The organism is Bombiscardovia apis, from assembly GCF_033095945.1.
GTDB classification, from domain to species: domain Bacteria; phylum Actinomycetota; class Actinomycetes; order Actinomycetales; family Bifidobacteriaceae; genus Bombiscardovia; species Bombiscardovia apis.
Window position 1 is genome coordinate 37705 of record NZ_AP026800.1, and the last position, 24800, is coordinate 62504.

The 24800-nt window shown below is 56.7% G+C and carries 18 protein-coding genes, 2 tRNA genes and 1 pseudogene; 9 read left to right on the forward strand and 12 right to left on the reverse strand.

The window, feature by feature from the left end; translation table 11 throughout:
• The first annotated feature begins 10 nt into the window (after positions 1-10).
• From R8377_RS00140 to R8377_RS00155, 4 genes are all read left to right on the forward strand, one after another.
• Positions 11-1129, forward strand: a complete 1119-nt coding sequence (locus R8377_RS00140) for a PTS fructose transporter subunit IIC (protein ID WP_317642950.1) — start codon at positions 11-13, stop codon at positions 1127-1129.
• A 75-nt stretch (positions 1130-1204) separates the two neighbouring features.
• A complete protein-coding gene (gene alsE, locus R8377_RS00145; protein ID WP_317642951.1) occupies positions 1205-1915 on the forward strand; it encodes a D-allulose 6-phosphate 3-epimerase in 711 nt (236 codons plus the stop codon).
• 50 nt (positions 1916-1965) lie between these two features.
• Entirely contained in the window at positions 1966-2250 is a 285-nt protein-coding gene (locus R8377_RS00150; protein ID WP_317642952.1) for an HPr family phosphocarrier protein, read from the forward strand.
• A gap of 175 nt (positions 2251-2425) precedes the next feature.
• A complete protein-coding gene (locus R8377_RS00155; protein WP_317642953.1) occupies positions 2426-3070 on the forward strand; it encodes an NAD(P)H-binding protein in 645 nt (214 codons plus the stop codon).
• Between the two features lie 121 nt (positions 3071-3191).
• Here R8377_RS00155 and R8377_RS00160 read toward each other — a convergent pair whose 3' ends face one another.
• From R8377_RS00160 to R8377_RS00170, 3 genes are all read right to left on the reverse strand, one after another.
• Positions 3192-6752, reverse strand: a complete 3561-nt coding sequence (locus R8377_RS00160) for a thiol reductant ABC exporter subunit CydD/CydC (RefSeq protein WP_317642954.1) — start codon at positions 6750-6752, stop codon at positions 3192-3194.
• A 140-nt stretch (positions 6753-6892) separates the two neighbouring features.
• On the reverse strand, positions 6893-8860 hold the full coding sequence (locus R8377_RS00165; protein ID WP_317642955.1) for an ATP-binding cassette domain-containing protein: 1968 nt from the start codon (positions 8858-8860) through the stop codon (positions 6893-6895).
• On the reverse strand, positions 8857-10164 hold the full coding sequence (locus tag R8377_RS00170; protein ID WP_317642956.1) for an ABC transporter permease: 1308 nt from the start codon (positions 10162-10164) through the stop codon (positions 8857-8859). The genes R8377_RS00165 and R8377_RS00170 overlap by 4 nt, the downstream gene beginning before the upstream one ends.
• 191 nt (positions 10165-10355) lie before the next feature.
• On the opposite strand from R8377_RS00170, the gene R8377_RS00175 reads away from it, so the two are divergent.
• Positions 10356-11045 (forward strand): TetR/AcrR family transcriptional regulator, encoded by a 690-nt coding sequence (locus tag R8377_RS00175; RefSeq protein WP_317642957.1) that lies wholly within the window; start codon positions 10356-10358, stop codon positions 11043-11045.
• A 26-nt stretch (positions 11046-11071) separates the two neighbouring features.
• On the opposite strand, the gene R8377_RS00180 is transcribed toward R8377_RS00175, so the two are convergent.
• The 4 genes from R8377_RS00180 to R8377_RS00195 form a co-directional block, all read right to left on the reverse strand.
• A complete protein-coding gene (locus tag R8377_RS00180) occupies positions 11072-11962 on the reverse strand; it encodes a formate/nitrite transporter family protein (RefSeq protein WP_317642958.1) in 891 nt (296 codons plus the stop codon).
• A 146-nt stretch (positions 11963-12108) separates the two neighbouring features.
• A complete protein-coding gene (locus tag R8377_RS00185) occupies positions 12109-14157 on the reverse strand; it encodes a BspA family leucine-rich repeat surface protein (RefSeq protein ID WP_317642959.1) in 2049 nt (682 codons plus the stop codon).
• A 569-nt stretch (positions 14158-14726) separates the two neighbouring features.
• Positions 14727-14799: transfer RNA gene (locus R8377_RS00190), tRNA-Ala, on the reverse strand.
• Between the two features lie 12 nt (positions 14800-14811).
• Positions 14812-14885 (reverse strand) — tRNA-Ile (locus R8377_RS00195).
• Positions 14886-15048: 163 nt separating this feature from the next.
• Here R8377_RS00195 and R8377_RS00200 point away from each other — a divergent pair.
• Entirely contained in the window at positions 15049-15702 is a 654-nt protein-coding gene (locus R8377_RS00200; RefSeq protein ID WP_317642960.1) for a M48 family metallopeptidase, read from the forward strand.
• A 195-nt stretch (positions 15703-15897) separates the two neighbouring features.
• On the opposite strand, the gene R8377_RS00205 is transcribed toward R8377_RS00200, so the two are convergent.
• Together R8377_RS00205 and R8377_RS00210 are read right to left on the reverse strand one after the other, a co-directional pair.
• The gene (locus tag R8377_RS00205) at positions 15898-16377 is read right to left on the reverse strand and encodes a Dps family protein (RefSeq protein ID WP_317642961.1); all 480 of its coding nucleotides are present in this window, start codon (positions 16375-16377) and stop codon (positions 15898-15900) included.
• Positions 16378-16579: 202 nt separating this feature from the next.
• Positions 16580-17920, reverse strand: a complete 1341-nt coding sequence (locus R8377_RS00210) for a hemolysin family protein (protein WP_317642962.1) — start codon at positions 17918-17920, stop codon at positions 16580-16582.
• A gap of 850 nt (positions 17921-18770) precedes the next feature.
• Here R8377_RS00210 and R8377_RS00215 point away from each other — a divergent pair.
• Together R8377_RS00215 and R8377_RS00220 are read left to right on the forward strand one after the other, a co-directional pair.
• Positions 18771-19175: a hypothetical protein gene (locus R8377_RS00215; protein ID WP_317642963.1), complete on the forward strand. Its 405-nt coding sequence runs from the start codon at positions 18771-18773 to the stop codon at positions 19173-19175.
• 272 nt (positions 19176-19447) lie between these two features.
• Positions 19448-21202 carry a threonine/serine exporter family protein gene (locus R8377_RS00220; RefSeq protein WP_317643635.1) on the forward strand — a complete coding sequence of 585 codons (1755 nt, stop codon included), beginning with the start codon at positions 19448-19450 and terminating at the stop codon, positions 21200-21202.
• A gap of 168 nt (positions 21203-21370) precedes the next feature.
• On the opposite strand, the gene trpS is transcribed toward R8377_RS00220, so the two are convergent.
• A complete protein-coding gene (trpS, locus tag R8377_RS00225) occupies positions 21371-22462 on the reverse strand; it encodes a tryptophan--tRNA ligase (protein ID WP_317642965.1) in 1092 nt (363 codons plus the stop codon).
• A gap of 170 nt (positions 22463-22632) precedes the next feature.
• Here trpS and R8377_RS00230 point away from each other — a divergent pair.
• Positions 22633-23001: pseudogene (locus R8377_RS00230) on the forward strand (DUF3073 domain-containing protein); the annotation flags it as partial.
• A gap of 716 nt (positions 23002-23717) precedes the next feature.
• Here R8377_RS00230 and R8377_RS00235 read toward each other — a convergent pair.
• Both R8377_RS00235 and R8377_RS00240 read right to left on the reverse strand, forming a co-directional pair.
• On the reverse strand, positions 23718-24137 hold the full coding sequence (locus tag R8377_RS00235; protein WP_317642967.1) for a sterol carrier family protein: 420 nt from the start codon (positions 24135-24137) through the stop codon (positions 23718-23720).
• A gap of 140 nt (positions 24138-24277) precedes the next feature.
• Positions 24278-24526, reverse strand: a complete 249-nt coding sequence (locus tag R8377_RS00240; RefSeq protein ID WP_317642968.1) for a hypothetical protein — start codon at positions 24524-24526, stop codon at positions 24278-24280.
• Between the last annotated feature and the right edge of the window lie 274 nt (positions 24527-24800).

Consider the following 24800-nt stretch of genomic DNA (forward strand, 5'->3'; position numbering starts at 1 on the left):
AGTCCCCCCAATGAACAACTTTTGGAAAAAGGCCAACTTTAAGGGCCACTTGCTCACAGCCATCTCCTACATGATTCCTATCGTGTGCGGCGCTGGCTTCATCATCGCTATCGGTATGGCTTTTGGCGGCAAAGCGCAGGATGCTCTGGTCATGGGAGAATTCGACTTCTTCCAGGCAATGGCAACCTTGGGTGGCAAAGCTCTGGGCCTGCTCCCTGTGATTATCTCGACCGGTATCGCCTTCTCGATTGCTGGTAAGCCCGGCATTGCTCCCGGCTTCGTAACCGGCTTGGCATCCGTCGCTATTTCCGCTGGCTTCATCGGCGGCATCTTGGGCGGCTACATTGCAGGCTGGCTCGCTTTCGCCGTTTTGAAGTATGTGAAGGTGCCTTCTTGGGCTAAGGGACTGATGCCCACGCTCATCGTGCCCTTCCTAGCTTCGCTGGCCAGCGGCCTGATTATGGTCTACATCATCGGTACGCCCGTGGCCTGGTTCACCACCTGGCTGACCAACGTGCTGACCTCGATGAACGGCGCTTCCAACCTCATCTTCGGCCTCGTGCTGGGTGTCTTGAGTATCGTCGATTTCGGCGGTCCTATCAACAAGACGGCCTTCGCGTTTGCGCTCACCTTGCAGGCTCAGGGCATTAACGGCCCGGTCACTGCCCTCCAGCTGACCAACACCGCTACCCCCATCGGTTTCGGCTTCGCTTACTTGGTGGCCAAGCTCCTGCGCAAGAACATCTACACCCGCGATGAGGTAGAGACTCTGAAGTCTGCCGTGCCTATGGGCGTGGTCAACATCGTTGAGGGCTCCATCCCGATCGTGATGAACGACATCGTCCGCGGTGTAGTAGCTGCCGGTATGGGTGGCGCTGTTGAAGGCGCTATCTTGATGACGCTTTCCGACGGCAAGGGTGCAACCGTGCCCTTCGGCGGCTTCCTCATGCTCCCCACGATGGGTGCCAAGTGGTGGGTCGGCTTGCTGGCCATCGCAGGCAACGTCTTCGTAACTGGTGTGGTCTACGCCATCATCAAGAAGAATGTGCCTCTTGACGCAACTCTGGCAGACGAAGCCAACGTCAAGGAAGAGGATGACCTCAACTTGGACGACATTCAGGTGATGTAAGCCCTACTGGCCCCGGTTCATGTTCCGGGGCCAGACTTTATGCACTAGATAGTAGAGAAAGATTAAGAAAGACTTATGCAAGAAACAACGCGTACTATTCAGTTGGCTCCCTCTCTGATGACGATGGACTTGGACCAGTTCAAGGAGCAGATTAGCTTTTTGAACAACAAGGTAAACCTGTACCACATCGACATTATGGACGGGCATTTTGTGCCCAATATCAGCCTCTCGCCATGGTTTATCGAGCAGACGCGTAAGATATCGGACCTGCCCATGTCAGCCCATCTGATGGTCACTGACGCGCCTTTCTGGGTGCAGCAGCTCATCGACGTGAAGTGCGAGATGATTTGCATGCCCGCTGAGGTCTCGAACGGTGTAGCCTTCAGGCTCATTGACCAGATTCACGACGCTGGCCTGAAAGCTGGCATGGTGATTAACCCCGAGACTCCGGTTGACACCCTCCTGCCCTACATCGACCTGCTCGACAAGATTACGGTCATGACCGTTGACCCCGGTTTTGCGGGCCAGCGCTTCCTCGCCGGCTGCTTGGATAAGATTACCCAACTGCGCCAGCTGCGCGAAGAAAAGGGCTACGGCTACGAAATCGAGATGGATGGTTCGACCAACAAGGCTCACTGGAAGATGATTGCCGACTCCAACCCCGACGTGTACGTCATCGGGCGTTCTGGTCTCTTCGGCTTGACTGACAACATCGAAAGCTCTTGGCAGCAGATGGTCAGCGAATACGAAGAGTGCACCGGTTTCAAGTTCGACAACGGCCGATGAGCTCGCTTGGGCAGCTTGCATAAAAGCGCGCGGAGGAAAGGACAGCAACAGTGACTTGTACTTTTACCGTGACGCTTAAGAACCCGGGAGGTCTGCACGCTCGGCCGGCCGCGCTGCTGGCTGAGCAGGCCCTTCACTATCGCTCAGCAGTGTTTGTGAGCGTAAGCAAGGGCGGTAAGGGAGGTAAGGGCAGTAAGAGGGCGAACGCCAAGCGCATTATTGACTTGATGAACCTTGGCGCCTGCTGCTCAGACGACCTGCATTTCGAGCTTGAGGGAGCCGATGAGGCGCTCGCCAGCCGGGCTTTGCGCCAGTTCGTGAGCCGGCTTCCGTAAGGGTTCACATCTCAATCTCGCACCACTAGTGGGGGCATCCATACAGCATGGGTGACCCCACTAGCGTATGAGAGCAGCCGCGGCATGCGGGCTTATACGTAGGGCGCAAAGCGGCGCTCGCAGGGGCTTAGGGAGGATAATTGAAGCAATAGTGGCCCTAACTTAAGGAGCGGATATGCGGGTTATTGTAGTGGGTGCCAGTGGGCGTGTGGGAAAAGCTACGATTGAGCAGCTGACCAAGCGGGGCCACACAGTAGTGGCTTGTGCACGCCACTTCGACCAGGTGAAAACTAGCGGGCAGGTTGAAGCGGAAGGCTTTGATATGACTGGCGATTTGAACGCCATGACTGCCACTTTCTTGCAGGCTCAGGCACAGGCGGTTGTTTTTACTGCCGGCTCGCGCGGTGCCGATGTGATACACGTTGACGCTCTGGGCGCGATTAAGACGATGGAAGCGGCTCAAGGGGCAGGAATTAAGCGGTATGTGCTGCTGGGGGCGCTCTACGCTGCGGATTTGGAGCGTTGGGATGAGCCTGGGGTGAAGAAGGTAATCGACCAGCTGCCGGACTATTATCCTGCCAAGTATTTTGCCGACGATCATCTTATGCATTCAGGATTGGATTACACGATTGTGGAGCCGGGCGCTTTGGTTGAGACTGCCGGGCGGGGCAGCGTGGCAACCGACCCTGAGCAGGCCGGGCCTATTGCGATTGAGGATGTGGCCGAGATGCTTGCCGCCAGTTTGGACGAGCCGGCTAGCGTGGGGCGTGTGTATCGCATTATTCATGGAGATACGCCGATAGAGCAGGCCTTGCAGTAGTTGCCTGAGTGGGCGGCATTCCTAGCGAGCTGCGGGTTGTGCGCCAAGAGTTATAACAAAAGCCACCCTGCGTTGATCAGCGGGGCGGCTCTTATTTTTGTTTTGGCTACTACTACTGCTGCTACTGTTGGGCCGGTGCCAGCTTGCCCTCGCTGAGGGTGAGGAGCTGCTGGGCGTGGGCCAGAACTGCCGGGCGATGGGAGACAATCAGATAGGTCTTGCTTGCCTGGTTGGAGACGAGCGCGTCGATGATTTGACCCTCTAATAGGGCATCCATGTTGCTGGTGGGCTCGTCTAGGGCCAGGAAGGGAGCTTCACTGAGGAAAGCGCGGGCCACAGCTACACGCTGCTTTTGGCCTTCCGAAAGTTCGGCGCCGTTGGCAGTGAGCACATGGTCTAAGCCACCATCGAGCTGGGCAATAACGTCGCCCAAGCGCGCCTGTTCAACTACCTGTGCAATCTCTTCAAGGCTGGCATCGGGCTTCGCGACGGCGATATTGCTGGCCAGAGACTCGCTGAAGATGAAGGTGTCTTGGCTTACTAGCGTTTCTAGGTTGCGCAAATCGGCTGTGCGAATGCTGTCGATGGGCTCGCCGGAGAAGGTGAGTTGACCGCCTGAGCGCTCGCGGAAACGCATGAGTAAGTCAATAAGAGTAGACTTACCGGCACCGTTGTCGCCTTGAACGCCCACGACTGTGCCGGGGGTGATGTCGAAGCTCACTTGGTCGAGAATGGGCTTGCTGGAGCCTTCGGCTGTGGTGTAAGCGAAGGAGAGATCGCGGGCGCTGATGCCAGTGAACTCGCTGACCTGAGTGCCTTCTTCAAGCTCCTGCACTGCTGGCTTTTCGTCCATCAGAGAGAAGACTCTGCGGGCCGCAGCCAAAGTGGGCTGGAGGCCGGAGCCGAGGCGGGCCACCGATACCAGCGGAGCGAAGGAAGAGGCAAAGCCCACGAAGGCCACAATCAGGGCCGGGAATGCAATCTGACCTTCGAGAGCCACAATCCAGCTTGCCGCCGCAAAAGCGGTGAGGGCCAGCAGGGTTGCGGTCTGGGTGAAGACGTTGTTCCAGCCGTTGTTGAACTCGGTGTCTGAGCGAGCGTCGAGCATGTTGTCAGTGGCATCAATCAAGCGGCTACGGGTCTGAGCAGAAGCACCCAGGCCGATGAGCTCGCGGCGGCCTTCCAAGGTTTCTAAGAGCAGGGAATGCAGGGAGCCTTGAGCATTGCGTTCGGCCAGAGCCACTCGGAAGGTGGGCTTGGCAGACAGGAGTGGAATGACTAAGCCAATAATCAAATAGCAAATCAGCGCTACGAGAGCCAAACGGGGGCTGAGGAAAGCCAAGACGATAGTGTTTATGACTGCTGTGAGCGCCGCGATGGTGATGGGGGAGAGCGTGTGAGCGTAGAAAATTTCTAGCAACTCAATGTCGTTGGTGATGACGGTAACGAGGTTGCCGCGGCCGCGCTCTTGTAACTTGGCCGGAGCCAGGGTGCGCATCTTGTCGAAGACGGTATTGCGGATGTTTCGCAAGGTAGAGAAGGCCATCTGATGGTTGAAGAGCTGCTCTTCGTAGGCCATTGGACCGCGTAGGAGGGCCATAACGACCGCTGCAAGGGCCAGAGCCTGCCAATAGCGGCTGAGGGAGGTGCCAGTTGTGAAGAAGCCGATAACGGCCGCTGCGCCGCACATAATCGACCAGGTGGAGAACAGGTGGCCGAGGGTGCCAAACACGATGGCCTTAAGCTCGATTGACATGAGGGGGCGCATAGACTGGGCCATTCGCTTCATCGTGGCGAAAGCGCCTGCTGGTGCGGCTTCTGCTTCGGGCTCTGACTCAGCCTGGCTTGCTGCCGATTGGCTTGAATATGTTGCTGCTGACGTTTGCGGGTTGGCGCTGGCTAGGAGTTCAAGCTGATTTTGCTCCTGCCATTGCTGGGCGAAGGGGCCATCTTGGGCGGTAAGCTCAGCAAAAGTGCCAGACTGAACTATGTGGCCTTGGTCAAGCATGACAATACGATCGGCATTGCGCACGCCAGCCAAGCGGTGGGTGATCGTAACGACGAGTGCCTCTTTGCCCAGTTCGTCCATAAGAGCCGACAAGGCTTGGTCGTGGTCGCGATCTACGGCGCTGGTAGCTTCGTCGAAGATGTAGACCGGAGAGTGGCGCAAGATAGCGCGGGCGATCGAGAGCCGCTGCCGCTGGCCGCCGGAAAGGTTGCTGCCGGCCTGCTCGATGGGGCTATCCAAGCCGCCGCGGTCTGCCACGAGGTCTTGCAAATCAGCCTTATAGAGCGCCTGCATGAGGTCGTCGTCGGAATAGCCGATGCCTGCCGGATCCAAATTGGAGCGCACGCTGCCGGTGAAGATGTGGTCGCTGCCCTTAACTAGAGTTTCGATGCCAATCAGCTGCTCTTGGCCTAGGGTTGAGATTTCTTGACCGTCGATAGTGAGCGAGCCTTGGTAGCCGGTTAAACGGCCCGCCAGTAAGGAAGCTAGCGTGCTCTTGCCGGAGCCGGAAGCGCCAACGAGGCCGAAGCGGCCCTGAGCAGGTAGGTCAAGATTGATGGATTCTAGAGCCTGGAAGCCGCTGGGGTAAGTGTAGGAGAGGTCTTGCAGGTGAATTCCATCGGTCAACCGGGAGAAGGTCTGCGGGGCGTCTGTGCCTGCTTGAGCGCTCGCTGCTGTGCGCTCAGAAGAGCGGTTGGCGCGGGCCTTCATAATGGCCTTGCCGTGCTTGAGTGCTACGGTGCCGGCGTGGGTCAAGTAGACCATCTGGCGTTCGGGAGTAAAGAGGCGCACGCTTGCTGCGGCAATGGCCACGGCGGTCATGAGCGCCAAGGGGTTGGCTCGCCCCATAAGAATGGTGACGACGGTGGCGAGGATGACGGCTAGGTAAATCACCGTATCTGAGCCGATAAGACTGCGCAACTGGCCTGCGAGTAGCTCCATCGTGGTCTTGCGGAAGCCTTCCGAATCTTCGCTCAGCTTTTCGGCCTCGCGCTGGTCAGCATGGAAGATTTTGAGGGTGCTCAAGCCGCGCAGGGCCTCTTCGAAGCGCACACCCACGTGGTCGTACTTCTTCATGTGGGCCACTTGCTGGGCAATTTCCTTGGAGCGCAGCATGTTTGCAGAGAAAGGCAGAGCTATCATGCCGAGGATGACGATGATGCCAGCAGCCCAATTGAGAGGAATGAGCACGAGGGCTGCAACGACAATCATGAGTAGGGTTTGCACTAGGGCGGGCACGTATGTGGTGAAATAGGTGCAGACCGATTTGATGCCCTCAGTGGAGAGCATGGCCATACTTTGATTGGAGCTAGATTCACTCGCTTCGTCTGCCTGCTCTATCTCTTGCTCGGGGTTGAAGAGGGAGAGATAGAGGTCTTGGGAGAGTGCTTCGCCCATAGTGCCGCTGATTTTGAGGGCGGTTTGGTTGGCGACCATCACACACAAGCATTTAATCGCTGCTAAGGCCAGGAGCCAGATGATGGCGGTGAGTGGATCCGTTACGAAAATGGCAATCCAGATAGGGGCTCCGAGGCCGAAGAGTTGGCCCAAACCGAAGATGGCGAGGAGTAGCATAAAAATCTCAGCTAGGGCACCCACTGCTTGGAGAACGCCGATAGTGATGGAGCGCCGCAAATCGGCACCCGGTAGCTTCAAAAGGTCTTTGCTAATCATGTCCCATACTCTGCTCTAGTCCAACAAAAGTTATCTGCTGTGAACCCTAGCAAAATAGCGGGCTTTGGACAACAATTTGGTGACAAACATCACGACCAATTCGCGCTACCGAGTGTCGCATTGCTCGATTTCGGGCACATTTACTTCCCGGAATCGTCTCCGCTGACCAAAGTCAGTATCTCTTCCAGCGTAGCCTTGCTGGAGCTCATCTGAGCTTCAATTCCTGCATTTTGTAGTACTGGCTGAACCTGGCTTGGGTCGGCGTCGGGCAGGCGCAAGGTCGTGCCGTCGAGCGAAACAGTCAGGCCGGCGCTCTTGAGCTGGTTGAATGCCTCCTCCCAATTGGCGGTTTCCAAACTGAGTGAAGTGTGCCCGGAGATGATTTGGTCCACAGTGCCCTCCGCTTTGACTTGGCCCCGAGCCATGATGACGCAGCGGTCGCACTGGCTGGCTTCGGCCATGTAATGTGTGGTCACGAGTATGCCCAAGCCTTGGTCTGCCTTGCGATGGAGCTCCCGCCAGAGTCTCATGCGCGAGACCGGGTCCATGCCAGAAGTGGGCTCGTCGAGGATAAGCAGTTCGGGCTCGTGCTCGTCTGCAATCGCATACGCCAGTAAGCGTTGAGCTCCGAGCGGCTGCTGGCCCACTGGGAGTTTGCCTAACTGCTTGGCATAGTCAGCCACCCAGCCTCTCGGTTGTGCTTGGTAAATGCTGGCAGCGAAACTCATGTTCTCCTGAGCCGACATAGCGGGGTAGAGGCCCATGCCTTGCGGTACGTAGCCGATGTGCCTGCGCGAATCCAGACTGGGAGCCTTGCCGAAGAGCCCGCCCGAACCCTCCGTTGGCTGCTCAAGGCCGAGGAGAATGCGAATCAGCGTGGTCTTACCCGCGCCGTTGCCGCCAATGAGGCCCACGATTTCGCCCGGTTTCACGTCTAGAGACACCCCATGCAAAGCAGTAAAGTCGCCGAAGCGCTTAACTACCCTGCTTGCCTCCAGGAGAGGAGTGCCGGCGGGCGCGGCTAGGCTCTGATTAGCGGCTGTTGAACCCGGCAGTGGCCGAATGTTCGCGATTCGAGCGTTCTGCCGCGAACTTTGTGCCATTTTCTCTGTCTCAGTGGCCGAATGTTCGCGATTCGGAAGTTTTGCCGCGAACTTTGTGCCGTTTGGTTCTGGCTGACTGCGCTGCTGCCCGCTCTGCTGACTTGGCGATGTACGCTCGTCGTCTTCGAGCAGGAAGGCGATGCTAGCGTTTTCCAAGTCGAAGCTGGCCTTGGTGAAGTCGGCTGGCTGCCGGTGGTCTTGCGGATTGGTCCAAATGTAAGCGGTATTGGCCCGCCGCCAGTTGTGGAAAGCGGCCTGAGCCGGTCGCTCTTCCAAGCTGGTGCCAAAGAGGGAGTACTTGCTGAGCTCTTTGCCCTGAGCGCTGCCCGCCTGCCAGAGTTGACCGGGAGCCTGTTCTTGCACTTGCACTGCCGTGCCAGAGGCCAGCGCCTTTCCGCGGTTCATCAGGTACAGCTTGGAAGAGCGCTCGGCCTCGTCTAAGTAAGTAGTGGCGAATACTACGGCGCTGCCTGCGGCCGCCTCAGCAGAGATGAGCGTCCAGATTTCCTCGCGGCTGGTGGGGTCTACGCCGGTGGTGGGCTCGTCGAGAAGGAGCAGGTCTGGTCTGTGCAGAGCCGCCATAATGACGCCCAACTTCTGACGCATGCCTCCGGAGAGATTGCGGCCAGTGCGCTCTCGGGCATAGTCAAGATTCGCAGCGTTCAGAAGCTGCTGAATGCGCGGGCGAGCCAATACCTCAGACATGTGGTAAATGCTCGCCGAGAAGCGCATGTTTTCTATGACAGACATGTCGCGCCACACGCCAGAATCAGCAGGCTGGTATCCGAGGCGTTCTTTGCCGGGAAGGCCCTCCACGCTGCCATCGCTGGGCTGAACTTGGCCCGCCAGCAGTTTGAGCAGGGTGGTTTTGCCTGCGCCATCGCCGCCGGTCAAGGCCGTAACTTCACCAGGCACAAGGCTTCCGGTAAAGCGGTTGAGGGCCGGGCTGGTTGAACCGTGGTATGTGACGCTGACTTGTTTGAGTGTTACCGATTGTGCGTTCACCGTCCGCCTCCGTGAGTGAGTAGGTTGCGCAGTTTGAGCGTGGAAGCGCTGAAAATAATCACGGCTTCGGCAGCTAAAATAAGGAGCGGCATCCAAGTGGAACCCCAAGAAGCACCGCGGAGCATAGTCCCCTGAGTCAGTTCGTTAAACCATGTGAGCGGTAGTAAGTAGCCAATCCAACGGATGACCGAGGCCATCGATTCCAGTGGGAAAATCATGCCACTTAAGAGCATTTGAGGCATGACCAGCATCATAGCGAGCTGCACGGCTTGGCCCGAGTTTTGTGATACTGTCGAGATAAAAATGCCCAGGCCTAGAACTACGAACAGGAAGATGACCGTGCCCAGGAGGAAGGGCCAGAAATCGCCGTTGAAGGGCAGGCCGAAGACCCACATGCCTAAGCCAGTGATGACGGCCATGTCGAACAGAGCCAGCAAGAAGTAGGGTGCAATTTTGCCCATAATGACCGCGCCGGGGCGGATGGGCATAACGGCTAGCTGCTCTAGGGTGCCCTGCTCGCGCTCGCGGACGAGGCCGATGCTGGTAATCATCGTGCCGATGAGGGTCATGATGAGTCCGATGAGGCCGGGAATCATGATAAATGAGGTCTTGAGCTCTGGATTGAAGAGGACCTTGGTGTTGTCGGTTTTGGCGCTGACAGAGGCAGTCGTTGGGTCGGAATTGCCGGAGCGTTGGGGCTGTGAAACCTGCGGCATTTGAGGCGCTGGCGGTGCTGGCTGGCCTTGCTGGGCGGCGGCTTGAGCCTGAACTTGGTATTCCTGCATCTGCTTCAGGTAGTTTTGCATGCTTTGCTGCTGAGTTTGCATGGCGGTTTTTTGAGCAGTTTCAGCTTTGGTGCGGGTTTCTTTCATGCCGGCCTGCACGTCTTCTGCGTTCATTTGCAGGAAAACTCGCTTGGCGGATTGAGCGGCGAAGAGGCCTGAACCGTCGATATAAATGTCGGCTTGATCGGCCAGCTGGTCGCTGGATTTTGCGTCACTTTTGACACTGATAACGGCATCGGCCTTGCGGTCGCGGAAGATCTGTTCGGCATCGTTTTGCCCAGATCGCGCAGGGTTCGTGCTGACGATGGTAACTCCCTCTTTGACGGCCTGGAGCTTGTCGATGCGCTCTTGGTAGCTCTGCGCTTGCTCGCCGATGACGGCGACTTTGACTCGGTCCACAGAGAAGTTGGCTGCGTATCCAAAAATGAATAGCAGCAAAACGGGCATGGCTATGAGCATGGCAAGCGTGCGTTTGTCTCGCAAGAGCTCGCGGAATTCCTTGACTATCAGCGCCTTCACTAGGCACCTCCTTGGGTGATTCGGCGAAGCTCACTGCAAGCATTCGTCTATTATTCATCGAGTGACGAATAATAGAATAGCACGATATTCTTCACGTGGTGAATATTGTGATTATCTGCTAAGCTGACGGCAATACGACGGATTTAGCAAGGCTGTAACATGGCGGTATTTCGCACGAAAGGTGATTCTCAATGACGGCGAAAGTTCAGAAGGACGATGGTGAACTGCGTCTGACTGCTCAAAGTCAAGAGACGGCGACGAAGGGCCATCGCAGGGGCCGGCCAAAGACTGGCGAAGCGTCCACGACGTATACGGATATCTTGGCAGCTGCGCGCAAAGAGTTCTCTGACAAAGGTTTTGACCATGTCACCATGCGAGGAATTGCGCGCGAAGCTGGCTGCGATCCAAAACTGGTGCACTACTATTTTGGCTCGAAAGATCAGTTATTTGCAACTACTGTGGCAGAGATTATCGGCGAAAGCCATTTGCTTGATAGGCTACAGCGTGAAGATGCAACTGCGGCTGTGCACACCGGAGAGAGTTTCGTTCGTGCATTCCTAGAGTTCATAGGGGGGTCCGAGCTTGGGCAACTCTATTTGGCAATGATTCGCGATGTCGGCAGTGACGAGCACATGAGGTCAATGATGGTGGAATTTGTGAGTAAGCAATTGGTCTCGCCACAAATTCGTAATCTGCGAGTGGATCATGTCCAAGAGCGAATGATGCTTGTCGGCACGCAAATGTTGGGACTACTTGTTGTGCGGTACGTGCTCGATGCCCAACCTCTCGCTCTTATGTCGGTTGAGCAAGTTGGGCGCATTGTGGGTCCCGTGGTTGACCACTACCTTTACGATCCACTCCCGCTTCCTCCTGACGAGTGAGCTTGAGTATAAGTAAGATGGGTAGCCTACTCGGCGAGGGCTTCGGGGGAGTAGCGGCGTTCGTCGTTCATGGTGGCGAAGTTGAGGCCTATGAGGATGCCGCCGCCTACGAAATTGCCGAGCATAGCTACTGCGACAGTGGCGATGGCCTGCCAAGCGTTGACCTTGCCGTACATGCCGAGAATGAGGAAGAGGGCCGAGTCGGCGACCGAGTGCTCGAATCCGCAGAAAGCGAAGACGAAGACGGCCACGACCATGATAGTGCACTTGGTGAAATCGTTGGAAAGCTTACCGTTGTAGACCATGAGCATAGCGATATTGATGCAGAAATTGCAGAGGATGCCGCGCACGAAGAGGTCGGCGATGCCGTGCCAGCCGCCCATCACATAGCCGGTTTTGGTTGATGCTGCCGCCAGCATTTGGTCCATAGTTGGGCCCGAGATGATGGAGGAGAAGCGCAAGATAATCGCCACTATGAGTGCGCCCAGCAGGTTGCCCAAAAGGCATAGGCCGAGGATGCGTAGGGAGTGGAGCCAGCCTAGGCGCTTGTGGTAAACGCCAACGGTGACCACCATCATGTTAGAGGTGAGCAACTCGGAATTGGTGTAATAAATGAGCACGAGCGCCCAACCGAAAGTGAGTGCGGCGATCACGCGGCCGGCCAGTTTGAGGCCCGGATTGGCAGGGTCTGAGGCGAATTGGCCAACGATGTAGAAGAATGCGGTGAAGAAAATGCCCACGAAGAGGCCCGCCATGACTGCGCGCTGCAGGTATTTGCCAGTCATCTTGCCGGTCATCGTGTCTTTGCTATCGACAGCATCGAGCACGGTAGAAATAAAAGTTCGCCCGGGGAACAGAGGCTTCAGATCTTCGTCGCTAGGCAGTTCATTAACAGATTCATACAATTTTTCACTCACTGATCTATTATCGCATTCTTTACAAAAGACCGGTGGGGATATTGGTTTTTTGGTCGAACATCACAAAAGTAACCGATTGAGGTAGCGAAAAGCCCCCATGAATGGTTAGCAGTTTTCATTCACAGGGGCTTTTGTGTCACGCCTATTTAGTTATTGAGTTTGTCTTGCCCCTTGCGGCAGATGGCAAACATAAGGGCAGCTGAGCCCGTTAAAGCAACTGCGAGAAGAGTAAAGACTTGCACAAGTCCGTTTACGCCTGTGCGCGCTAATTCTTTCTGCTGACTGGTTGCTGCCCGAGGCCTTGATGATTGTTTAGTCTCGTGCTTGCTTGGATCTGCAGTGAGTTTCTTATCGCTATTCGCTTCACTATCAGATGGAGCAGCCGAGTTTGCTGGGTTAGGTGCAGCCGGTGCAGCTGGGTCGGTTGGATCGGCTGGAGTAACTGTGGCAGCTGGGGTCTCAGCTTTCCAGATGGCGTACCAAACCACCGAATCTGCGCGGGTTAAGGAAATGGGTATAGGTTCGCCGGGCTGATAAATTTTACCGGAGCCGTCAGCAGTAGCCGACCATCCGACGAACACATAGCCGATGCGTGTGAACGAGTTTGCTGGGAAAACTTGTAGCCCGCCCACGGTGGGAACTTCGATTGGCTCAACCGTACCAGTCGCATCGGCGCTGTTGGGGTAAAACACCTGTTCAACGGTTTCAACCACAGGAGAAGGCCCTGGGTTTGGAGCAGGGTTCGGTGTGGGGTTTGGAGCAGGGTTTGGAGTGGGGTTTGGAGTGGGTGTAGGTGTAGGTGTAGGTGTAGGCGTAGGCGTAGGGTTCGGACTAGGAACTGAAGCCGCTTGCCATTTCGCATACAGCGTCTGAGGCGTTTCTTGAGTCAGGAAGCGATCTCCGGGCTGATAGCTTATGCCGGTGCCGTTTGAAGTGGTATCCCAGCCAGCAAACACCTTCGCGTTGCTGGACTCAGTTGGGATTGACGATGGAATAAGAGCGCCATTCTGGTCAGGCCACAGCGCCTGTATTGAGTTAGGAACGCCGGTAATGGTTAAGCCGTTGCCGTTGCCGTCGAAATTCACAGAAGTTGAGCGCTGAATCGAATATGTGCCTGCCGCACCTGCCCGCGAGCGAGCAGCAAGTTCGTTATTGGCAGCCATGCCGGTCGACGAGGAGACCCACCATTGCGAGGCAATACCCGTATTATTGCCTTGGCGAGACCAGTGCCCATTGCCACCAGGAACGGAAGGTGCAACAGAGGAGAATGCATCGTCGGTAAACTTAGCATTAGCTCCTAAAACGATAGTGCTCAGGCCTTGGGGGAACATGTTCGCCATTCTTGCAGGATTGACAGCGCTTGTGTTCCATCCGGATACATCTAAAGATTCGATATCTGTGCCGGAGAACATGCCTAGCATATTCGTTACCGCAGAGGTATTCCAGTTTGCTACATTAAGCTGGCTGACATGGCTGCCATTAAACAAGCCCGACATGGTAGTTACGCTGCGAGTGTTCCAACCAGTTACATTAATGCTCGTTGCACCACTGTTATAAAACATATTTGACATTTGAGCGACGTTGGAAACATCCCAGCTAGAAAGATCCAATTGGGTTACGTTGGTGGTCGTGGCGAACGCACTATTCATATCAGTAACTCGGTTTGTGTCCCAGCCGGTTACATTGATAGAAGAGGCTGCAGCGGTTTGGAAAATGCCCTGCATAATAGTCACATTGCCGGTATTCCATTGGTGCAAATCGAGGGCGTTAAATCCACTAAAAGCAAACATGTTGTACATGTTGGTGACGGCAGATGTATCAACCTGGTCAATGCCTTGGATAGTGGTAGCGTTGCTGAGATTCTCAAAAAGAGCGCTGGAGTTAGCTGCCAAATGGGTATTAGCTGGATCATCAAATACTACGGAAGTGATGTCAGCTGAATAATCGGCGTTACCTGCTGGGCCCCAAGGTGCACTAGCTCCAACAGAATCTGCCGTGGTGCCAGCACCGATGTGCAATGTGCAGGAGGTGTCTAGCGACCAAGAAGATGTTCCCCAAGCCTGCGTCGGAACTGCTGTGCATCCTGACTTAACTAAGCTGCCTGCATTTGCGGCCGGAGTTGAATTGGGTGAAGCGGTAAGAACCGCCGCAGTGAATAATGAAGCTGAAGCAAGGAGCACGCCAGATAACTGCAAGGCTCTTTTGCTCAAGCTGCGATGTTTTTTCGCAGTGAGTATTGTGTACAACTGTTTCTCCCCCAGTGTAGCGCGATACGGAAAACTCGCGTGTGTGGTTAAGCATAGTAAAGAAAATACTTACTCATCTTTACCGTTTGCTTTGTTGTCAACCATACCTTATCCCTAGTGTTTTCGCGGGGTAGAGCCGTGTCGTGCGCGCTTGAACAGATTCCTTGGTTCGATACTAAGAATTCGCGGGGAAGGTAGTTGTTGGAACACATCTCCTTCTTGATTTCGCGTGTTGTTGCTGTGTCGCGGCTGATTACCAGTCAATTCCCTAACTGCTCCCTAGGAGCATGCGTTGAGTGGCTGCTCGTGGCGCGGAGTACCGCGATGCGGTGGAAACAAGCTGTTGGTCGGGGGAAAATGAGACACCTTGGCAGAAATGGGCCTAATCGGCTGTAATTCTCGAGTATTGTGTGAATCCGTAATTGTGCCTCTGAACATCTGTGAGGTTATCCAAACAGCGAAGTTGTGCATGTGAAAAACAAAAAGGGCTCCCGGAAAACATCCGAAAACCCTGCTTGTGGAGCTAGCCGGGTTCGAACCGGCGACCCTCTGCTTGCAAAGCAGATGCGCTACCAGCTGCGCCATAGCCCCAAATGTACTGCGTGGGCCCGGGAGGACTTGAACCTCCGACCTCATCCTTATCAGGGATGCGCTCTAACCAGCTGAGCTACGGGCCCGTACCGCGTGATAAGTAATCACACAACCAGTCAGATTACCAGATAGGCAGCAGAAGTCAACTCGCACGAGCTTTCCGAGTGTCTCGCCGTGTGGTATCGAATAGCGGTACTGGCGCAGCGGGCAGTATCCCTAGAAATCATAGGGTTGAGAGACAATAGAACAATGCTGGTTTCTTGCGCTATTGCCCGCAAACGGGTCTCTTCTCAGGGCGAAGTTTCCCGCGAATGGCTGCAAGTGGGCTCTCAGCGGGTTTTACTCGTGCGCAAGCGTGTCAAAAACGTGTATTTGCGGGTGAAACCGCCGGACGGGCGCGTGGAAATTACTGCGCCGGTGAGGTTGTCTCAGGCGGAAATTCGCCGATTTATAAGTTCGCGGCAGGCTTGGATAGAACGCGCTCAAGACCGTATTGCCCGCTCTGCTCAGTCGCTTGGGCCAGGTTCTGCCGGGCCGCAGCCGGCGAATTTGGCCGAAGGGACTACTAGCGAGGAGCGCCTGCGCGAGGCGAAGCTGATAATCGAGCAGCAACTGCCGGCCTTGCTTGATAAGTGGGTGCCAATTGTGGGACGGGGACCGAGCGCGATTAGTTTGCGGCGTATGACGACTCGGTGGGGGTCTTGCACGCCTGCAACCCGGCGTATTCGGCTCAATCTTGAGCTGGCCTGGCTCGATCCAAAGTTTTTGGAATACGTGCTGGTTCACGAGCTGACTCACTTGCGAGCTTCGGGGCATGGAGCGCTGTTCCAAAGTTTGATGAGTTCCTACTTGCCGCAGTGGCGAATGTTGCGCAAAGAGCTCAATCAGCACATTATCGTCTGACCAGTAAGCCACAATCGGTGGATAAAGGTGTGGATAACTTCTATGCTAGTTCACATTATTGTGGCTATTGCTATGAGCGCAACCCTGCGCATGGTGCTCAGTAGCGCTCGCAACAGAAAAGAGCTAGCGCTCGGGGATGACCGCTAGCTCTTTAAGAGGAAGAAGAGGAACGCTTATGCGCTCAAAATCTGGGAATCAGATGAGGTGGCTGCGCATAAACCACTGGAAATGCTCTAGCTCCTGCACGTGATCCTGAATGATGTTGGAGGAGATGCCGTCGACTTCGTCAAGCTCCTTGATGGCCTCACGGTCGGCCTTGATGAACTCAGTGTAGTAGTCGTTCAGGGCCTTCAGATAGTCCAGAGCCTCTTGGCGACCAGCGATTTCGATGCCCTTCCAAGTGCGGTTCTTGATGATGTCGTCGGGGCGGCCGTCGGCTTGGCCACCCAAAGTAGCGATGCGCTCGGCAGTTTCGTCGGCCATAGCGAGCACGGAATCGACCTCAGGATCCATCATCTCGTGGATGCCGATAAAGTTCTTGCCCTTCATGTTCCAGTGAGCGTGCTTCAAGACGAGTGCGCACTCTTGCTCATTGCTCAAGCGGCTCTGCAAAATCTCAACTGCCTTTTCGCAGGCGGCCGCGTCTAGTCCGGGAACGGTGAATTCTAATGCCATGACTACTCCTTCGTCTGCTGTCTGCCGGATCGATTCCGGACTGGCTTTTTGGCCTGACAGCTGGTCGGTCGCTGAGCGACTTGGCCTACTTACAAGATTAGATGACTCGCGCTGGAAGTCAACTTAGCAAGTGTGAATCCGCATACTTTTTACTGAACGCGAGAATTCATGTTATGCGGGTAAAAGTGCTAAAATCCTTAAGTTACTCTGACGGGGAATCCGCGGATTCTGCGTTGTCTTCGCTTTCCTCGCTGCCGCGTTTGCGCACTTCCAGTGTCTCGATGCGCCGGCCATCAACCTTCGTGACGACCATATCGTAGCCGTCGTCGGAATGGAGCACCTCGCCTACCTCGCCCAGCTTGCCGGTGTGAGCCAAGAAGTAGCCCGCCACCGTCTCGTAAGGCCCATCTTCCAGCTCGATGCCGGTCATATCGGCGAAATCTTCAATGGTCATGCCGCCCTCGACAGTAGCGATGCCGTCTATAAACGCTTGTCTATCGGGCCTAGGGCCGCCCTTCTCGCTGGGCAAATCGTATTCGTCGCGAATGTCTCCTACCAGCTCTTCGGTCATGTCCTCAAGGGTGACGATGCCGTCCGTGCCGCCGTATTCATCGATTACCACGGCCAAGTGAATGCCCCGCATGCGCAGCTTTTCAAGGCTGGGCAAAAGCTTCGAAGTGCCCGGAAGCGCAATGCCGGGGCGGGTCACGTCGGCTACAGTCTTGGCATTTGGGTCGCGCACGTCGAGCAGGTCGCGCACATGCACAAAGCCCAACACATCGTCGAAATCGCGGCCAGTCACCGGGTAGCGTGAATACGGCTCATTACGCACAAAGTCGGCGGCCTCCCGCAGTGTCATGTCGCCGCTAATGAAGACCACGTCGGCGCGGGGGCGCATCACCTCGGCTACGCTCGTTTCCGAAGCGTCGAATACGTCGCCCAAAATCATGCGCTCGTCTTTGCTGAGGTTGGTATTCGAGGAAACCAGCACGCGCAGCTCATCGTCGCTCACTTCGGTGTCGGTTTGCTGGGGGTCGAAGCCCAAAAGGCGCACCAAACCGTTCGTGTTCTTAGCAATCAGCCAAATGAGCGGCTTGCAGGCTTTGGAAAACGCGTCGATAGCGGGCACCACGGCGCGGGCAATCTGCTCGGTGCGCTGCATGGCGATGCGCTTGGGCACTAGCTCCGAGATGATGATGGAGAAGTAGGAGATAATAATGGTGAGCGCAATGGTGGTCAGGGTTGAGGCCAAGCTCGCGGGCACGCCCCAGGAGCGCACGATGGGGTCGACCGACGGTGCGATGGAGGAGGCGCCGAATGAGGCCGAAAGGAAGCCGGAAACCGTTACGCCGATTTGCACGGTCGAGAGGAAGGTGTTGGGGTCGCGGGCCGTTTTCGCCACCCGAGCCCCGCGTGCGTCCTCCTGCTCCATCTGGTCAAGCTGGGAGCCGCGCAAAGAAACCAGCGCCAGCTCGGTGCCCGAAAAGACCGAGCCGATCAGAAGAAAAACAAAAACCAGCAAAATATTGAGCCATAACGCCATACCCCCAATTTACGCCACTTCCCCGATAACCTTCCGTCATCCGCGCAACCTCCCCTCTCGCTCCTCGATTCAGCGCGAATCCGTTAGTGGCCGAAAGTTCGCGATAAAAACCTGAGACCGCGAACTTTCGGCCGTTTTTGCTCCCAAAATGGCACTTTTTTGCGCTGGGAATGCTTCTATCGCGAACTTTCGGCCACTAAGTTTGTGGACAACGGGTCACATTCGACCACATTGTTGTTTTGATGACCGATGGAACGAGTCTAGGGTTTACGCTCCTTATATGAAAAGTCATACACGCATAAACGCTCTTATTGCGCAATCTGAGCGTGAGCAGCGATGCTGTTTTGGCCGGAATAACGCTGACTACAAGGCTTTGAGGCGGCTCCGAGAGTTGGGGCAGCTCGTCTCTCCTTACAAAAACGTGTATGCAAGAGCTACTTATTGGCATCAGCTCGATCCTCGACAGCAGTCAGTGCACCTAGCTCGGGCTCTTGGTAGAATGCACCCAAATTGGGTCTTTGCGAATATAACGGCGGCCTCGGTTTGGGGACTTGACTATTCGTGGACTCTTCACCGAAAGAATGACGTGTATGTAGCAGGGGTGGCGAAACGGGGCGCGAAGGGCGAACGAACCTGTGCGCAACTGCATTATGTAAGAATGGTGCGCGTGCAGGCCTGGCGAGTTCAGAACCTGAGAATAACGGGTTTATCGCGGACTTTGGTAGATTGCGCACTTACTTATCCGTTTGACCAAGTTTTGGCCATTTTTGATTCCGCGTTGCGGCAAGGTGCGGTGACTGTGCAGGATATACAGCGACAGTGCGCCGAAGTCCGTGCAAGTTGCGAACCAGTGCGAAAGCTACTGCGGTATGCGAATGCGGGGAGTGAGAACGGGGGAGAGTCGGCTTGTAGGGCAGCCATTATTGAGGCGGGGTTTCAGCTGCCTCAGTTGCAGCGGGAGTTCCGCGATCCACTGGATGCAAATAAGCTGGCGCGGGTGGATTTTACTTGGTTTTTGGCGGATGGGCGCACGGTGGTGTTGGAGTTTGACGGCACGGCGAAGTATGTGAGCCCGGAGATGGCTGAGGGGCGCAACGTTCGGCAGGTGGTGGCGGAAGAGCGCGAGCGTGAAGGGCTGCTTCGCCGGGCAGGTGTTAGCGCTATCATCCGTATCAACTACGAACAGCTGCGCCTGCGCACTCCGCTCATAGGCGCGCTCAACCAAGTCCGCATCCCCCGGCGCTTGGCCGAGTAGGGCGGCTTCGTCGGGCGTGAGGCGGTGGGTCGGCGGCAGTTGTAAAGTGGAGGTGGGTGCTACGGGTTTGTAAGCAGCGCCACGGCAGAACGGGTCGTGCAGACTCGCTTGCCCTCAACAATGATGCCCCACCGGCGCGAGGTCGCGGGCGGGCAAGTATAGGGAATTCGGCAGTGATTGTGGGCTTAGGTAGTAGGCGGGCGGAAGAGGTGGAGTCGGCTCAGCAAGCTGGGCGGCCGTCGGACCGGCTGGACCGGGATATACCGCTGAATATGAAAGACATTATTTGCGACTACGACAAGCCGCTCGAAGAGGCCTGCGTGGCGGCTAAGGCGAGCGTGATTATGCGTGTGGGCATGCTCGATTTGGGCTCTGGCACGGGCTCTTTCCGTGTGCGCGAGATGATGCACCGCGTGGCGTATCCGTTGGGAGTGCACGTGCGGGCCGAGGTGAACCTGACTGACATCGAGGCCACTTGCACCGACGGCACCGAGCGCGTGACCGAAGTAGTGGATTTGCCTACGACTGGCGTAAACACAGAGCGTATCTGGCTGCTGGAGCACTTTGCTGACTGGCTGGCGGTCAACTGCGGGCAGGGCTCCACTTACCACAAGGCGGCGGATATTTCGCAGGAGCTTGTGGACCATTTGGACCAGGTCAAGGCTCATTGGGCGGTGCGTCGGGCGCAAGAAATGGAGGCGGCGAAGGCTGCACAGTCCGCTGCGAAAGTGCAGGAGCGGCGGGTTGCCAAAGCTGCGAAAATGGTCCGAGAGCTCAAGGAGCAGGGGTGCGCGGGCGAGCAGGCTGCGCAGGATTCGGCGCAGGTGCAGCAGCAATCTGGCGCTTTACTCCAAGCTCAGGCTCAACCGCAAACTAGCGGTTTAGGTCAGGCGCAGACTCAATATCAGGTGCAGGCGCAGTCGCAAAGCCAAACGAATACTTCGGCGCAGTATCAGCTTAATTCTCAGCCCGGCTCTCAGCCCAGCTCCCAAGACCAGCCGCAGAGCGTCGAAGCGGCCGTGAGTAAGCGCCTGAGCGGCGTAACCGTGCGCCAAGCCCACGAGCGGCTCGACATTATCGAACACCGCAAACCGCTCTACTCGCCCCTCTTCTCGGCTTTCTCGGCCGCCGTGGCCTGCGCGTCCTTCGTCTTCCTTCTTGGCGGCGGTCTTTACGACATGGCTGGCGCTTTCGTGGGTGCGGGCATCGGCCAGTTCGTGCGCCGCAGCCTCTTGGGCCGCCGTATCAACCAGTTCTTTGTCACCGCCGTAGCGGTCATCATCGCCGCGCTCGCCTGCATCGGCACCCTTCGCTTGGCCGGACTGTTCGACCCAGTTGCTCTGCGCCATGACACCGCCTACATCGGCGCCATCCTCTTCGTTATCCCCGGCTTCCCGCTGGTGACGGGCGGCCTAGATATTGCCAAAATGGACTTCCCCTCGGGCGTGCAGCGCCTCACTTACGCCCTCTCTATCATCTTGGTTGCCACTTTCGGCGGCTGGGTAGTGGCGCGCATGGTGCAGCTCAACCCGCAGGGATTCGACGCGCTCAACCTGAGCTTGGGCACCACCGCCGGCCTGCGCGCGCTCGCCGCTTTCTGCGGGGTCTGGGGCTTCTCGGTGCTGTTCAATTCGCCTCAACGTATGGCCCTAGTTGCGGCCATCATCGGCGCTATTACCGACACAATGCGCTTGGAAATGCAAGACTTAATGGGCGTGCCCCCCGAGATGGCGGCCTTCCTCGGCGCTTTCCTAGCCGGTATGCTGGCCACCGCTTGGCGCTCCTCAGTCCGCCGCGGTTGGCTGCCTCCGGAAGTGGGCTACCCCCGCATCTGCCTGACTGTGCCAGCTATCGTGATCATGGTGCCGGGCCTCTACATGTACCGCGCCATGTTCTACCTTGGACAGTTCAACACTTTGAGCGCTATGGACTGGATTTTCCGCGCGTTCATGGTCATTATCTGCCTGCCCATCGGCCTCGCCACCGCCCGAGTCATAACCGACCGAGCTTGGCGCTACGACGTCTAGCCTGGGGAGGTTGGCTGCTGCTGTGTTGAGTGCACTGAACGCAAATGGCCGAAAGTTCGCGGCCAAATCTGGGAATCGCGAGCTTTCGGCCGTTTTTCCGTCAAAAATGGCACAAATTTCGCGACAAGTCGGCCCAATCGCGAGCTTTTGGCCACTGAGGGGTTTGGGCTAGTACTTCATGCCCATCGCGGAGCGGACTTGGTCCAGCGTCTCCTCGGCGACAGCATTGGCGCGCTTGTTGCCCTCGGCCAGCACATCGCGCACCGTATCCATATCTTGTGCCAGTTCGGCCCGGCGCTCGCGGTGGGGTGCCAAGAAGTCGTTGACTGCGCTAATCACGTATTGCTTCAGTGTGCCCGCGCCCGCATCGCCAATCTCCTCGGCAATCTCGGCCGGATCGCGACCGGTTACTAGCCCGGCAGTGGTTAGCAGAGCGGAAACCTGCGGTCGGCCCACCGGGTCGAAGGTGATGCGGCGCTCAGAGTCGGTTGGGCTCTTCTTAATCAGCTTGGCCGTCTCCTCTGCAGTGGCGCTCAGCATAATTGAATTGCCATATGACTTACTCATTTTGCGCCCGTCCAAGCCCGGAATCTCGGGAGCGTCAGACAAAATCGCCGCCGGCTCGGGGAAGACTGGGTTTTTGTGAGCGTAGCGCTCGTTGAATCGCCGAGCAATTGTGCGCGTAAGCTCCACGTGCGGCAGGTTATCTTTGCCGATGGGCACCACGTTGGCCTTGCAGAACAAGATATCGCAGGCCTGATGCACGGGGTAGGTGAGCAGGAGCCCGGTGAGTGCGTGGCCCGAAGCTTCCATCTCTGACTTCACGGTCGGATTGCGGTGGAGCTCGGCCTCAGTTACCAGCGAGAGGAAGGGCAGCATGAGCTCGTTCTCTGCGGGCACGGCCGAGTGAGTGAAAATCATGGTCTTGGCGGGGTCGATGCCGGCGGCCATGTAGTCCAGAATCATGTTGAGCACGTTGTCTTCCATGTGCTCAGTCGTGTCGCGGTCGGTGATGACTTGGTAATCGGCGATGATGATGTTGGTGTGTACGCCCCGGTTTTGCATCTCCACCCGGCTTTTGATGGAGCCGAAATAGTGGCCCAAGTGCAAGCGCCCAGTAGGCCTGTCGCCGGTGAGCATGGTGAAATCGCTGGGCTTGGCATCGAGTTTGGCCTCTACCGCGTCGGAGCGCTTTTTCGCCGCTACGAAGCTGGCGCTGACCTCATTACCTGCTGCCGTCACTTGCTGCTCGCTACCCATGGCCCTGCCCTCTAGTGCGCGCCCCGCAAAAAAAGTGAGGCGAAAGTGTTACTAAATGTTGCTTTTATCGTAAAAGTCTCAGCCGACAACCACGGTGGGTGGTACCCTCGAAAGTAATGCATATATAAAAGACACGTTGCTCAAGAGCACAAACTGGCGAAGGGGGTCGGATGGGCCGCGGACGTCAGAAGGCTAAGCAGACAAAAATAGCTCGTAAGCTCAAATATCTGACAACTGACACTGACTACAATCAGCTGCAAAAAGAGTTGAGTAGCCAGGGGCCTAGCGAGGGCGAAACTGATGTGTTCGAGGTAGTCGAGCAGCAGTTTAGCGCGAGCGAGGGCAAGGTTGCGGATAGCAAGAAGCCTGAGCCAGCTACGGACACAACTGATGCGCCTTCAACAAACGACGATTTAGACGACTATGCCCGCTGGGCTGCCGAGGCTGCTGCTAAGGCTACTTCCGGCGAGATGCCAGTCGTTCCTAAACGTCGCAAACCTATTCCTATTCCGGTGCCGACGGCGTTGGGAAAGCGTAAGCCGGCTGCTGCGCCAAGCGTAAGCAAGACCGGGTCTGCTTCCTCGGCTGAGCAGTCATCTTCGGCTGCCTCTGCTCAAGTTGCTAAAGCTGCTGAGTCTGCTGAATCGGGGGAAGACGCAAGCGTGGCAAAGGTTGGAAAAGCTGGGAAGTCGGCTGCTGGGGCTGTGAAAACGGCAAAAGCTGCTTCGACTGCGACTAAGGCTAAGTCCAAGACCAGCAAGGCCTCGACGGCAACTAAGAGCGTGACTGCTAAGTCTGCAACTGCCAAGAAGTCGTCTGCTGCTTCGTCTGCTGCTAAGAAAACTGCCGCAGCGGCTAAGAAAGTGACTACTGCGGTCAAGAAGACGGCAGCTGCTTCCAAGGCAAAGGCCACCAAAGCCACCAAGACTACAAAAACAGCTAAGGCTGAGAAGAGCGAGACGGGCGCAAGCGCTGCGAAATCTACTCGCACGGCCAAGAGTACCTCTGCGAAGGCCAAGGCTGGAGCGGATACAACCGCGGCCAAGTCCTCCAAAACTGCCAAAGCTGCTTGAGCTGCCTGAGTCTAGCGCTGAGTTAGGTATACTATTCGGCCGCTCGCTTCCGTAGGGAGGCGGGCGGCCGTTTGTATATCAACGATTGTTGTATGATGCTGACGCGCTGCTCAGCCCGGTACTGAGGCCAGTGCTGAGTCCGCTACCGAGACGAACGCTCAGGCCAACGCTCAGCCTATCGCTCAGACCAGCGGGAGGAGTTCGTGGAGGTCGTCGCGCTCCCCAACTGCGCTAATGCGGCCAGCGGCCTTCTCCTCGGCCCAAGAGCTCACGCCAGCAGCCATGCGCAGCCACACGTCTGGGTCGAGCTCAATCACGTCTGGCGGCGTCAAATTGTGGGGGTCCGAAGCCGGGCCGTCGAGTATTTTTACCGCACTCCAAGGGGCCACACGCACTTCCACTCCCGGCCCAGGCGCCTTAATCTCTAGCATGTGCAGGGAATAGCGCACGGCCATCGCCATGTCTCGCCGGGGCAGCTGCGGGCTCACGCTCAATCTCTCATCGCTGCTCTCAGCCTGTGCTGCCTGCGCTTTCGCCTCATCTCGCCAAGTGAGGAAGGCCCGCCGCCCCTCGTCTATATCTTGCTCACGTATAGCGCTCATGACTACTCCCTGCTCTCAGCCCGAGCGCGCGCCAGCCTTGGCTTCGCCTATTCGGGCATGAAAAACCCCACGCGAGAGCTAGCGGGCTCGACCGCGTGGGGATACGATTACACAACCAGCGCACGGCCGGTTAGGCTCGATTAGTCCTTGATGGCTTCGGCAGCGAAGGAAGCGCCCTCGCCCCCAGCTTCGGAGCCGTTGGACTCCTCGGACTCACCCTCGCCCGGCAGGCCTAGGTCGACTGGCGAAGAGGAATTCTCCCAAGGCTCTTCCCAGGGATCGTACTCGGGGTTCTGCTGCTTGTAAACGAACAGAGCCACCACAGCTGCCAGCAGAGTGCCGAAAAGCAGAGCGAAGAACTTCCAGCCGTTTGAAGATTTGTTCTCCATCTTGGTTCCTTTCAACGAACGCGCCGACCTCCCGCACAGTCGGTTTCTATATTTCCCAGTCTAATCGAAACAATGTGGCGGTTGCGTGTACCTTTTGCCATTTTTCTCCCTAATTCGCCCGCCTCGCGATGTTGCGAATGTCCATTAGGCTCAGTTTTAATAAGTTCCAAAGCGCTTAATTGAGATCGCTTGCTTCCTCATGAGGTAGGCAGGGGGGGTAGGTGCGCATACCTGCCCCCCCCCTCCCCTCCGCCGAGTGCATTCATACCACTCT

Excerpts from the sequence above, each read along its gene's own strand:
- R8377_RS00140 (WP_317642950.1), top strand. The coding sequence starts at position 11 with ATGAACAACTTTTGGAAAAAGGCCAACTTTAAGGGCCACTTGCTCACA.
- alsE (WP_317642951.1), top strand. The coding sequence starts at position 1,205 with ATGCAAGAAACAACGCGTACTATTCAGTTGGCTCCCTCTCTGATGACG.
- R8377_RS00155 (WP_317642953.1), top strand. The coding sequence starts at position 2,426 with ATGCGGGTTATTGTAGTGGGTGCCAGTGGGCGTGTGGGAAAAGCTACG.
- R8377_RS00160 (WP_317642954.1), bottom strand. The coding sequence starts at position 6,752 with ATGATTAGCAAAGACCTTTTGAAGCTACCGGGTGCCGATTTGCGGCGC.
- R8377_RS00175 (WP_317642957.1), top strand. The coding sequence starts at position 10,356 with ATGACGGCGAAAGTTCAGAAGGACGATGGTGAACTGCGTCTGACTGCT.
- R8377_RS00200 (WP_317642960.1), top strand. The coding sequence starts at position 15,049 with ATGCTGGTTTCTTGCGCTATTGCCCGCAAACGGGTCTCTTCTCAGGGC.
- R8377_RS00205 (WP_317642961.1), bottom strand. The coding sequence starts at position 16,377 with ATGGCATTAGAATTCACCGTTCCCGGACTAGACGCGGCCGCCTGCGAA.
- R8377_RS00210 (WP_317642962.1), bottom strand. The coding sequence starts at position 17,920 with ATGGCGTTATGGCTCAATATTTTGCTGGTTTTTGTTTTTCTTCTGATC.
- R8377_RS00220 (WP_317643635.1), top strand. The coding sequence starts at position 19,448 with ATGAAAGACATTATTTGCGACTACGACAAGCCGCTCGAAGAGGCCTGC.
- trpS (WP_317642965.1), bottom strand. The coding sequence starts at position 22,462 with ATGGGTAGCGAGCAGCAAGTGACGGCAGCAGGTAATGAGGTCAGCGCC.
- R8377_RS00235 (WP_317642967.1), bottom strand. The coding sequence starts at position 24,137 with ATGAGCGCTATACGTGAGCAAGATATAGACGAGGGGCGGCGGGCCTTC.
- R8377_RS00240 (WP_317642968.1), bottom strand. The coding sequence starts at position 24,526 with ATGGAGAACAAATCTTCAAACGGCTGGAAGTTCTTCGCTCTGCTTTTC.